Origin of the sequence: Haematobacter sp. (genome assembly GCF_032102465.1) — a bacterium.
In the GTDB taxonomy this organism is placed as follows: Bacteria; Pseudomonadota; Alphaproteobacteria; order Rhodobacterales; family Rhodobacteraceae; genus Haematobacter.
On sequence record NZ_DAMDHB010000006.1, the window covers coordinates 56,427 to 68,488 of the forward strand.

The 12,062-nt window shown below is 65.8% G+C and carries 8 protein-coding genes; 3 read left to right on the forward strand and 5 right to left on the reverse strand.

The window, feature by feature from the left end:
* Window positions 1-209: 209 nt before the first annotated feature.
* Entirely contained in the window at window positions 210-1,724 is a 1,515-nt protein-coding gene (locus RT513_RS06140) for a class I adenylate-forming enzyme family protein (RefSeq protein ID WP_290690450.1), read from the reverse strand.
* A 560-nt stretch (window positions 1,725-2,284) separates the two neighbouring features.
* Between RT513_RS06140 and RT513_RS06145 the strand changes: the two genes are divergently transcribed.
* Window positions 2,285-2,992: a GntR family transcriptional regulator gene (locus RT513_RS06145; RefSeq protein WP_290690444.1), complete on the forward strand. Its 708-nt coding sequence runs from the start codon at window positions 2,285-2,287 to the stop codon at window positions 2,990-2,992.
* Between the two features lie 732 nt (window positions 2,993-3,724).
* Here the strand turns inward: RT513_RS06145 and minE are convergent.
* The 4 genes from minE to RT513_RS06165 form a co-directional block, all read right to left on the reverse strand.
* On the reverse strand, window positions 3,725-4,000 hold the full coding sequence (gene minE, locus RT513_RS06150) for a cell division topological specificity factor MinE (protein ID WP_290690441.1): 276 nt from the start codon (window positions 3,998-4,000) through the stop codon (window positions 3,725-3,727).
* Window positions 3,997-4,815, reverse strand: a complete 819-nt coding sequence (gene minD / locus RT513_RS06155) for a septum site-determining protein MinD (protein ID WP_198947717.1) — start codon at window positions 4,813-4,815, stop codon at window positions 3,997-3,999. The genes minE and minD overlap by 4 nt, the downstream gene beginning before the upstream one ends.
* Window positions 4,816-4,841: 26 nt before the next feature.
* Window positions 4,842-5,600 (reverse strand): septum site-determining protein MinC, encoded by a 759-nt coding sequence (gene minC / locus RT513_RS06160; protein WP_256947306.1) that lies wholly within the window; start codon window positions 5,598-5,600, stop codon window positions 4,842-4,844.
* Window positions 5,601-6,000: 400 nt separating this feature from the next.
* Window positions 6,001-7,848 carry a sigma-54-dependent Fis family transcriptional regulator gene (locus RT513_RS06165; protein ID WP_290690438.1) on the reverse strand — a complete coding sequence of 616 codons (1,848 nt, stop codon included), beginning with the start codon at window positions 7,846-7,848 and terminating at the stop codon, window positions 6,001-6,003.
* Between the two features lie 281 nt (window positions 7,849-8,129).
* Here RT513_RS06165 and RT513_RS06170 point away from each other — a divergent pair, with 281 nt between their 5' ends.
* Both RT513_RS06170 and RT513_RS06175 read left to right on the forward strand, forming a co-directional pair.
* Window positions 8,130-9,932, forward strand: coding sequence for an NAD(P)/FAD-dependent oxidoreductase (locus tag RT513_RS06170; protein ID WP_290690557.1), 1,803 nt, complete (start codon window positions 8,130-8,132; stop codon window positions 9,930-9,932).
* A gap of 113 nt (window positions 9,933-10,045) precedes the next feature.
* Window positions 10,046-12,049 carry an ATP-dependent helicase gene (locus RT513_RS06175; RefSeq protein ID WP_290690435.1) on the forward strand — a complete coding sequence of 668 codons (2,004 nt, stop codon included), beginning with the start codon at window positions 10,046-10,048 and terminating at the stop codon, window positions 12,047-12,049.
* Window positions 12,050-12,062: the final 13 nt, after the last annotated feature.

Sequence of the window (12,062 nt, forward strand, 5' to 3'; positions counted from 1 at the left end):
CACGCGCAAAAACCTGCGGTTTCCGGGGTGAACTTCAACCATACAAGGAAGGTCTCCGCCCCGGAGCAACCTCTGAATACTTCAGCACCCTGCTAAAGCCGGAAATCGGTCCGGTCAGGGATCAAGGCTTGCAGTTTCCGGGGCGATATCCAGCAATGTGGGGGGAGTTCGGTCTCGCGACCACCCCGGAATGCGTTTTCAGCGGCCTGCTATTCCTGTGCGAGCAATGCGCGCAACTCCGTTTTCAGGATCTTGCCGTAGTTGTTTTTGGGCAACCCATCGAGAACCCGGTAAGCCTTTGGTCGCTTGAAGCGGGCAATATGCGCGAGGCAATGGCGGTCGAGTTGCGCAGGATCGATTTCCGCCCCTTGCGTCGGCGTGACGAAGGCCACCACATCCTCGCCCCATTCGGGATCGGGCCGCCCGACCACGGCGACTTCATGGACGGAGGGATGCAGAAGCAGCGCTTCCTCCACCTCCCGCGGATAGATGTTGGTGCCGCCGGAGATGATCACGTCCTTCGAGCGGTCCTGAAGCGTCAGGAAGCCGTCCTCGTCCATCATTCCCATGTCGCCCGTCCAGAGCCAGCCGTCACGCAGGGTCTCCGCGCTGGCTTCCGGCTTTTGCCAGTAACCCGCCATGACCGCGGCACCGGAGGCAATGATTTCACCTGTCACCCCGCTTGGCACGTCATTTCCAGCTTCATCGACGACGCGGACCTGCATCGGCGCCTGCGCGAACCCGACGGAAGCCAGCCGCTCGCGCCAGCGGGGGTGGCTGCGGTCCGCAACCATTTCGCGCGGCAGAACGGTGATGGTCATCGGGCTTTCGCCCTGACCGTAGATCTGCACGAAGCGCGGCCCCAGCATCTCTACGGCTTCAAGAATGTCGGCGAGATACATCGGACCGCCGCCGTAGATGATCGTGCGGAGCCCTTCGCCGCTCCGCCCCGTAGCCTTCGCCCGGTCGATGAGCCGCCGTATCATGGTGGGCGCAGCGAACATGGAGACGTTGCCGACCTGTTCCGCCAGATCGAGCACCTCTTCCGCCTCAAAGCCGCCGCTTTCGGGCACGATATGCCTTGCGCCCTTCATGACATGGGGAAAGTTGTAGAACCCTGCGCCATGCGACATGGGCGCGGCATAGAGGATCGCGTCGTCGGAGGAGAGGGTATCCACGTCTGCCAGATAGCCGAAGCACATCGCCTCCACATTCGCAGCCGTCAGGATCACGCCCTTGGGCTTGCCCGTGGTGCCGGACGTGTAGAAGAGCCAGACCATGTCACCGGCAGCCATCGGCTCCGGCGCGGCCAGCGGCGCGCCGGCAAGCAGCTGCGCATGTTCGGCACTGCCCACGGCAATCACCCGGCAGCCCGAGGGCGCGGCCAGCTCGGCGCCCACATCGGCGGAGACGAATGCGACCGTTGCGCCCGCATCCTCCATGATCCACGCCGCCTCGCGCGGGTGGAGCTTGGCGTTGATGGGCACGATCGGCGCCCCGGCAAAAAGCGCGCCATAGACCAGCTCCAGATAGTCTGTCCTGTTGGTCATGAAAAGCGCGACGCGATCCCCCGGAGCTACTCCCGACGCCCGCAATCCCGCCCCGATTGCCCCCGCCCTTCGGGCAAAACCGGCATAATCGGCAACGATTTTCGCGCCGTGGCACAGGGCTGGCGCCGCGGGCGACACTCTCGCGCTGCGCAGCAACCACTCCGCAGGGTTCATGACGCTGCTCCATGTGGTAGATGCTCAGATCGGCGTTTCGGCATGATGGTTCCTCCCTTGCACGACCCTAGCGGCAGCGCATGCCGCTGACTACCTGAACTCTCTTCGGAGGTCTCTCCGCCCCTGTGCATATGGCGGCTGGCAGGCGTGAGGGTGTTGCGCCACGCGCTGGACCGGCCGCCAGACGATCGGCCATGCCGCGTGCCAAACGCGTGGGATGACGTCGCAGACCGGCGTCCAGCTTCGGCTTTCCAGACCGACAGGCGATGGCGATGCCGCCCATCGGCTCCCAGCCGCGCTGGCGCAGCCGGTGATGGCGCTTTCGCCGCAGGTCGAAAGGCGACTTCCCCATGATGCGTCCTCACAGGCAGAGCGGACGGGTGCATGCGCCACCTCCCGTAACAGGTCGACGTTTCTGCCATCAGCGATCAGCACCGCTCTTCGTGCCGACAGCCGCCGGGCGGAGACACCGTGGCCGCATTCCCTGCTCGGACTTCGAGGTGCGGTTGATTGCCGCCGCCTTGCGCGGTATTCCCTTTGTCGACAGGCGGAGGAGCACGATGACCCAGAAGAACACCGCCGCGCCGCCCGACCGCAAGCGTGGCTCGGGCGTGAAGCTGGTCTATGACCTGCTCCGCAATCAGATCCTCGATCTCGACCTTCCGCCCGGCAGCATCATAGACGAGATACAGCTCGCAGAACGCTTCGGCATGTCCCGCACACCGATCCGCGAGGCGCTGGTCCGGCTGGCGGCGGAGGGGCTGATAGACACCTTGCCGAACCGCTCCACCATGGTGTCGAATATCGACTTTCCCAACCTGCACACGTTCTTCGACGCGCTGACACTGATGTACCGGGTCACGACGCGTCTCGCCGCCCAATTCCATCAGCCCGGTGATCTGCACCGCATCCGTGCGGCGCAGCAGCGCTTCGCCATGGCGGTGGCAGCGGGCGACGAGGGCGCGATGATCGCAACGAACCGCGACTTTCACGTGGCCATCGCAGAGGCGGGGCGCAATCCCTATTACCTCGCGCTGTTCTCAAGGCTGCTGGATGAGGGGCGGCGCATCCTGAGGATGTATTACTACCCCGGTTTCCAGCCCGAAAACCCCCACCCCTACATCCTTGAGCACGAGGCCCTTATCGCTGCCGTCGAAGCGCAGGACATCGACCTTTGCGACAAGCTCGCCCGGCGTCACGCCGATGAGATCGTGGCGCGCATACAGGCGATGATCGCCCGCGACATGCGGCAGGACATCGCTCTCTGAGGCCCTACGCCGTTGTCTCTGCACACCGCCTTTGTCGGGGTGGGGAGGCTTTGACGCTGGCGTTGCCGGAGCGGAATGCCGCAATCGCAAACAGGCTGCTGAAAAAGCATTCCGCGGTTGCTCTGGGGCGGAGCTCTTTCCCACATTGTTGAGGAGTGCCCCGGAAACCGCACGTTCTGGCGCGTGACCGGACAGATTTTCTGGCTTTCAACGCAAGCACCGGGGAGATGCCCCACTGTTTCAGCAGCCTGCCAAGGGCGGCCTGCGGTGCGTTTCATCCCGCGACAGCGTAGCACCCCGGGCCTCGCGGGTCGTCGCTCTCCCGCGCGTGGCAGGGCCTTCGGCCTGGACCACGCGCCCCTTCGCCAGCACCTTGGCAGCCTGCTGAAAACGGCTTTCCAGGTCGGTGCGGGAGCGGAAATCCTTTGCGATCCGACGGCATCCAGCCGGACGTTTACCCGATTATTCCGGGGCCAGATGTCCTGATGTCCAGAGCCTGGGCATCAGCCTTCAGAACTTTTCAGCAGCCTGTGAGGCCCATGTGCCGAAGCGGAGCCGTCGCACACCCATGGCGTGATGCGGCTCGGGCCGTCGCCGGAAGGGGCGAGGGCTGCCAGCCTGGGCACCAGAATCCGGCACTCCCACGCTTGGGGCACCGGCACCGCTGCGCCCAGGCAACCGGCAGTGCAGCGGCCTGCCGGTTGCCCTGTGCTGTTCAGGACGCAGGGCTGTTCAGGATGCGGGGGTCGCGCCCTTCGGCAGTTCGATGTTGATCTCAAGGCTCGACATCTGCTCGCCGCGTTCCATCCTGACCTCGACATCCTTGTCGCCGATGGCCACGTATTTGCGGATCGCGGCCACGATGTCGCGCTGAAGCATCGGCAGGTAATCGGGGTCGGTGCTGCTGCCGCTGCCACGTTCATGCGCCAGAAGGATTTTCAGGCGTTCCTTCGCCGTCTGAGCCGACGGGGCGGGTCGGGTTTTCCGAACAAAGCCAAAAATGTTCATGACGCCCGCCCGAAGATCCGCTTGAAGAGTCCGGGCCGGGGCTCCTGCGCGATACGCATTTCGAGCTTGTTGCCCGTCAGGCGCGTCACGGCATCCTCATAGGCCTGCGCGGCGGCGGAGGGTCCGTCCAGAACGACGGGCGTGCCGACGTTGGAGGCCTTCAGGATCGCCTTGCTTTCCGGGATGACCCCCAGCAGCGGCACGGCCAGGATCTCCAGCACATCCTCCACCGTCATCATCTCGCCGATATCGACACGCGCCTGATCGTAGCGTGTCAGCAGAACCTGCGCCTTGATCGGCTCGGAACCTTCCGTCTCCGCGCGTTTGGTCTGGCTGCTCAGCAGTCCGAGAATGCGGTCGCTGTCGCGCACCGAGGATACTTCCGGGTTGGTGACGACCACGGCCTCATCGGCGAAATACATCGCCATCTGCGCACCGCGCTCGATCCCGGCGGGGCTGTCGCAGACGATGTAGTCGAACTCCGCCTTCAGCTCCTTCAGGATTTCTTCGACGCCCTCCTGCGTCAGAGCATCCTTGTCGCGGGTCTGCGAGGTCGGCAGGATCGACAGATTGTCAAGCCGCTTGTCCTTGATCAGTGCCTGCTTGAGCTTCGCGTCACCCTGAATGACGTTGATGAAGTCGAACACCACCCGGCGCTCGCAGCCCATGATCATGTCCAGGTTGCGCAGGCCCACGTCAAAGTCGATCACGACCGTCCTGAAGCCCTGCTTTGCCAGACCGGCCGAGATCGCCGCGGCCGATGTCGTCTTGCCGACGCCGCCTTTCCCGGATGTGATCACGATAACCCGCCCCAGAGGCGGCTTGTCCTTCAGTTCCGTCGTCACCCGACCACCTCCATGCAGAGTTTTTCTTGCTTCAGATAGATATGCGCGCAGCGCTGACGTGCCGTGTCCTCAAGACCCTCGTTGGTCTGGTAAAGGCCCGCGATCGCGACGAGTTCGGCATCCAGCGTCTGGCAGAAGATATGGGCATCCGTATTGCCGTGGCAGCCCGCCATCGCCCGGCCCCGGAGAGCGCCATAGACATGGATGTTCCCGGCGGCGACCAGTTCCGCGCCCGAGGCGACCGATCCGATGACCGTCAGATCTCCGTGCTCGGCCACGATGAGCTGCCCCGAACGGATGGGCGAGCGGATCACCTTGTTCACGACGGGGGGCGGGGCGTCCACCCTTTGCGGGTCTGCCGCCTGTGCGGGCGTGGCATCCCGCGGCAACGGCACTTCCTTGCCCGAATTCAGCACGATCAGGCCAAGGGATTGCAGCACTGCCGGATCCATCCCCGGGGCATTCTGCACCCCGAACACGCGCAACTCGCGCGCGCGAAGGTTCTCGACCAGGTCGCGGAGCGCCGTGAGATCGGCAAAGGCGGGGGCGTTGACGAAGTCGAGCACAACCGGCGCCCCCAGAAAGAACTGGGGCGTCTGCTGCAACTGTTCGTCGAGTTGCGCATAGAACGGGCCGTCCGCGCGATCGGTGCCGATGCGAAGCGCGAGCGCCGTCAGGAAGCGGCCACGCACCTGAAACGCGGCACCCTCCGCCGGCGCGGGATCATGCCTTGTCCGCACGTTTTGATCTGACACCTCGAAACTGCTCCTGCTCTTTGTGGCAGCTGACGACCGGGGTCGCTCCGCTCTTATTGAAGATCCATTGTCATGAACCGGCGCCCTCATGGAAAGGTGCCGTTCGCGTGTTCAGCAGGAACCCGCTGACTTGTAAAGGACGACCCGCCGTTTGGGTGAAATTTCCGGTCTGCGGTCGCGGGGAGCAGAGCGGAAACGCCGTTTGCAACGGGGAAACGCGACAGAATGCCCGGCCGAACGCCTCTTGGTCTGCGGCGGGGAGCGGCGCCCATGACGGGTTGCCGGATCGGCCCGCTCCGCCGAAGGCCGTCTCCTTCGTTGGCCGACGACTCAAGGGGGAGAGGTTCGGCCCCTCCGGGTTTCCGCTGCAGGTTTTCCGGGTAGGCCACCCGCCCCGCTGTCAGCGGCCCGCGCCGCCCTTCAACCCGAAGCGATGCATCTGCCGATGGATCGTGGAACGGTTCACCCCCAGCCGCCGCGCCGCCTCCGAGATGTTGCCCCCCGAGTCCTCCAGCGCGCGGAGAAGCTGCGCCGCCTCCCCCTCTGCATGTTGCGGCACATGGGCGGCCGCACGCGGGACATCCGAAGGGAGCACCGCCCGCCCGGTAGCGGTGACGGCCAGCGCGCGGGCAAGATACCCGAGTTCCCGGAGGTTCCCCGGCCAGTCGTAGCGGGACAATGCCTCCACCACTTCCACGGACAGGGGCGTCGGGGCCGCGAAGGCTTCCGCGAAGGCGCGTTCGGCCAGCCAGAGAAGATCCTGCCGATGGCGCAGCGCCGGAAGACGGATGAGCGCGCCGTTCAGCCGATGGAACAGATCCGCCCGGAAGCGCCCCTCCGCCGCCGCCTGACCAAGATCGCACTGGCTTGTCGCGATGATCCGCAAAGGCAGGGGCGCAGCCCGCACCCCGCCGACCGGCAAGGCTCCCTCCTCCGCCGCAAGGCGGAGAAACCGGCGCTGCAATCCGGGCGGCAGCTCCTCCACCTTGTCGAGCACCAGGGTTCCGCCACCGGCCTCCGCGATCATTCCGCCGCCCCGCTCCCCTGCCCGGCCAAAGAGCAGCGCGCCGTCCTCCTCGGCCAGTCCGGCGCAGGGCAGCACGACCAGCGGGCCCTTGCCCGCGAGCGCATGTATCGCCCGCGCGAGCGTCAGCTTCCCCGTGCCGGTCTCCCCCTCGATCAGCAGCGGCAGGGGTGAGGCCGCGAGCGCCGCGGCGCGGCCGAGCGCCAGCTCCATCACCGGATCCGCCCCCGCAAGCCCCCGGAGGCCCTGCGGCAGCCGCTCCGGCCGCGGCGGGGCACGGAGCGGGGCGGGCCGCGGCTCTATGGCATGGGCGAACAGGCGATGACCGTCCCGCGTCTCCACGAACCGCTCCGCCGCCTGACGCTGCCGGGTCAACCCCTCCAGCCGGTCCAGCGAGATGTCGAGAAAATCCGAGATCGGCCGCCCGATCAGCGCCTCCGGACCCCGCCAGTCCAGCCCCGCCGCCCGCGCCATCAGCCGTGCCGCCCCGTTGGTCATGCCGATCACCCGGCCGGCTGTATCGAGCGAGACCGCCGCCTCCGGGTCCACATCCAGGAAATCCGCGCCGGCGGACAGGCGCAGCACCCATTCGCGCCTGCTTTCCGCCATGAGGTTCGCCATCTCGATCCGCCGCGCCGATTGCCGGACGAGGTTCAGCGCCAGCGACTGGCTGGCCCGCGGCAGGGGAGAGGAGAGGAGCGAGATGTCCAGCACCGCCGCCAGCCGCCCGCCGGTATCGTAGATCGGCGCCGCGGTGCAGGACAGCCCGGTATGCGCGAGGTCGAAATGATCGCTCTGATGGATGATGAGCGCCTCTCCCGTCTCGATACAGGCGCCGAGCGCGCAGGTGCCCGCCCGCTCCTCGGACCATTCCGCCCCCAGATAGAGCCCGCTCCGGCGCAGCGCCGCCTTCTGCGCGGGATCGCCCAGATATTCCACGGTCACGCCTGCACTGTCGGCCAGCATGAGCACGTAGTTCTGCCCCGCCACGAGCGAGTAGAGATGCTCGATACCGCTCCGCGCGATCGCGATGAGATCCTCCGAGCGCTGCCTGTGCAGGCGGAGCGCGCTGTCGGGCAGGATATAGGCCTCCGACCGTGCCGCAGGATCCAGCCGGTGCTGGTTCAGACAGCGCAGCCAGCTCTGCACGACCACTGGCGCGCGTTGCCCGGCCCTGCCACGGGAGACCTCCTCGATCTCGCGGATGTGGTGGAGATCCTCCATCCCCTCCTCCTCCCCATGCCGGCCCCTCCTCCGACGGAACAAGGTTAGCGGAAGCGCGGCGCTTGGGAAGCCTGTTGCAGGGCGATGCAACACCTGTTGCAGGGCGCGGCAACGCACGTTCGTTTAACTTGTTGAAAACATGTGATGTCGTATTTTTGTTTCCGGTTTCTCGTCCCCCGCCCCAGTCTTGTCCCACCGCCACAACGCACCCTCACGGGGCGATTCGGCGAAGGGCCGGCCGGGGAGGGTCGGCCATCATGGCGAAGCAGAGGGAGGACACCATGCTCGACACGACAAGACATGCCGCATTCGATGCGCTCATCCGCGATCTGGAACGCGCGCTTGTCGCGCAGGACGCGGATGCGGTGGCGGATCTGTTTCTGGAGACGGGCTTCTGGCGCGATCTGGCCGCTTTCACCTGGAACATCCGCACCTGCGAGGGGCGGGAGGAGATCCGCGCGATGGCTGCGGAGCAGCTTGCCGCGATCAAGCCTGAATCCCTGCATCTCGACCCGGCGGAGGAGGTCGGCGAGAACGGCGATGTCACGGAGGGCTGGCTGCGGTTCGAAACGGCAACGGGCCGCGGCGTGGGCTATCTGCGCATGAAGGACGGCCGGATATGGACGCTCCTGACCACGCTCCACGAACTGAAGGGCCACGAGGAACCCCGCGGCCTCCGCCGCCCGATGGGTGCCGAGCATGGGCATGACCCGGACCGCAAAAGCTGGAAGGAAAAGCGGGAGGCGGAAACCGCCCGTCTGGGCTATGAGGAGCAGCCCTACGTGCTCATCATCGGCGGCGGACAGGGCGGCATCGCGCTCGGGGCGCGGCTGCGGCAGTTGAACGTGCCGACGATCATCGTGGACCGTCACGCCCGCCCCGGAGATCAGTGGCGGAGCCGTTACAAGTCGCTCTGCCTGCATGACCCGGTCTGGTATGACCACCTGCCCTACATCCCCTTTCCCGACAACTGGCCGGTCTTCGCGCCCAAGGACAAGGTCGGCGACTGGCTGGAGATGTACACCAAGGTCATGGAGCTGAATTACTGGTCCAGCACCACGGCCAAATCGGCGCAATGGGACGAAGCGCGGAAGGAATGGACCGTCACTGTTGAGCGCGACGGCGAGGAAATCGTGCTTCACCCCAAGCAGCTCGTGCTGGCGACCGGCATGTCCGGCAAGGCGAATGTCCCGAAAATCCCCGGTCAGGACGTATTCAAGGGAGAGCAGCAGCATTCCAGCCGCCACCCCGGCCCCGATGCCTATCGCGGCAAGCGGGTGGTGGTGATCGGCGCCAACAACTCCGCCCATGACATCTGCGCCGCGCTCTGGGAAAATGGCGCGGATGTGACGATGGTGCAGCGTTCCTCCACCCATATCGTCAGGTCCGACAGCCTGATGGAGGTCTGTCTTGGCGGGCTCTATTCCGAGCAGGCGGTGGCAAACGGCATCACGCATGACAAGGCGGACATGATCTTTGCCTCCATCCCCTATCGGATCATGCACAGCTTCCACGTGCCCCAGTATGACGAGATCAAGAAACGCGACGCCGATTTCTACGCAGCGCTGGAGAAGGCGGGCTTCATGCTCGATTTCGGCGATGACGAGAGCGGGCTGTTCATGAAATACCTCCGCCGCGGGTCGGGCTATTACATCGACGTGGGGGCCTGCGATCTCATCATCGACGGGTCGATCAAGCTGCAATCCGGCAAGGGGATCAGCCATCTGAGCGAAGATGCGGTCGTTCTGGACGACGGGACGGAACTGCCCGCCGATCTGGTGGTCTATGCCACGGGATACGGGTCCATGAACGGCTGGGCGGCGGATCTCATCAGTCAGGAAGTGGCGGACAAGGTCGGCAAATGCTGGGGTCTGGGTTCCGAAACCACCAAGGATCCCGGCCCGTGGGAGGGGGAGCAGCGCAACATGTGGAAGCCCACCCAGCAGGAAGGGCTGTGGTTCCACGGCGGCAACCTGCACCAGTCGCGGCATTATTCCCGCTATCTCGCCCTGCAGCTGAAGGCACGGGCAGAGGGGATCGACACGCCCGTCTGGGGCATGAACGCACCGCATCACCTGCGGTGACCGCCCTTGATCCGTGACGCGAAACGCGCGGCGCCTCCCTCGGGTGGCGCCGCAATACCCGTTCCCCTTCCGTTCACGAACCGTTAACCTGCGCGCGAAGCCGGGAGTCGCGCATGGGATATCTGGACAAACTGAACGACCGGCAGCGGCAGGCGGTGGAGCATGGGGCGGGGCCGCTCCTCGTCATCGCCGGGGCAGGATCGGGCAAGACCAATACGCTCGCGCATCGCGTGGCGCATCTGCTTGTGCAGGGCGTCGATCCGCGCCGTATTCTGCTCATGACCTTTTCGCGTCGCGCGGCGGCGGAGCTGACCCGGCGGGTCGAGCGGATCGCGGCTTCCGCTCTCCCCGCGGGGTATGCCGCGGATGCCCTGACCTGGGCGGGAACCTTTCACGGGATCGGCGCGCGGCTTCTGCGCGACTATGCACCGCAGATCGGCCTGACACCGGATTTCACCATCCATGACAGGGAGGATTCGGCCGATCTGATGAACCTCTCCCGCCATGGGGTCGGCCTGTCGCGCACCGAGGCGCGCTTTCCCGGCAAGGGCAGCTGCCTTGCCATATACTCCCGCACCGTCAACTCGAGCGAGGGGCTTGCGGATGTCCTGAAACGCCATTTCCCATGGTGTGCGATGTGGAAGGCGGACCTGAAGCGGCTTTTCGCAGCCTATGTCGCGGCGAAGCAGGCGCAGAACGTGCTGGATTACGACGACCTCCTTCTGGCTTGGGCGGAGGTGATGGAGGAACCGGACTTTGCCGCCCATATCGGCGCGATGTGGGATCACGTGTTGATCGACGAATATCAGGACACCAATCGCCTGCAATCGCGCATCCTCCAGGGGCTGAAACCCGATGGGGCGGGGTTGACGGTGGTGGGCGACGATGCCCAATCGATCTATGCGTTCCGTGCGGCGACCGTGCGCAACATCCTCGACTTCCCCGCCGCCTTCACGCCGCCCGCCGCCGTGGTGACGCTGGAGCGGAACTACAGATCGACGCAGCCCATTCTCACCGCCGCGAATGCCGTGATCGCAGAGGCGCGGGAGCGGTTCAGCAAAACCCTCTGGAGCGACCGTGCCTCCGCCGAGAAGCCCCGGCTCGTCACCGTGGCGAACGAGATGGATCAGGCGCGGCATGTCGTTGATCAGCTTCTCGCCAACCGGGAAGACGGGATGCGCCTCCGGGATCAGGCGGTGCTGTTCCGCACCTCCAGCCATTCCGGCCAACTGGAGGTGGAGCTGACCCGGCGCAACGTGCCCTTCGTGAAATTCGGCGGCCTGAAGTTCCTTGACTCGGCACATGTGAAGGACCTGCTCGCCGTGCTCCGGTTCGGGCAGAACCCGAGGGACAGGGTGGCGGGCTTTCGGGCGCTGCAGCTTCTGCCCGGCCTCGGGCCCGGAACGGCGGGCAGGGTGCTCGATGCGATGGCCACAGCGCCGCGGCCACTGCAGGCGCTGTCCGATTTCCCGGTTCCGGCCCGCGTGACCGGCTGGGCTGAGCTGGTTCAGACCCTGCGCCCCGTTGGCTGGCCGGAGGCGTTGAGCCGGGCGCGGCTGTGGTATGAGCCGCACCTGGACCGGCTGCACGAGGATGCTGAATTCCGCCGCGCCGATCTTCTTCAGCTGGAGCAGATCGCCATGGCCTATCCCTCGCAGGAGCGGTTCCTGACCGATCTCACCCTCGACCCGCCGGATGCCACCAGCGGGCCTTCCGGCGTGGCGCTCAAGGACGAGGATTACGTCATCCTCTCCACCATCCACTCCGCCAAGGGGCAGGAGTGGCGCTCCGTCTTTGTCCTGAACGCGGTCGATGGCTGCATCCCCTCCGACCTCGGGGTTGGCGATACGGCTGAACTGGAGGAGGAGCGCCGCCTGCTCTACGTCGCAATGACGCGCGCGAAGGACCGGCTGACGCTGGGCATTCCGCTCAAGTTCCATGTCACGCAGCAAAGCCGCAACGGGGACCGTCACCTTTATGCCGCCCGCACCCGTTTCATCACGCGGGACATGCTGGAGCATTTCGACGTGACCTACTGGTCTCCCCCCATCGCCGCAGAGGCCGCGCCGCCGCCCAAGATCGACATTGCCCGCAAGATGCGCGGCATGTGGCAGTAGCCCCACCGGAAGC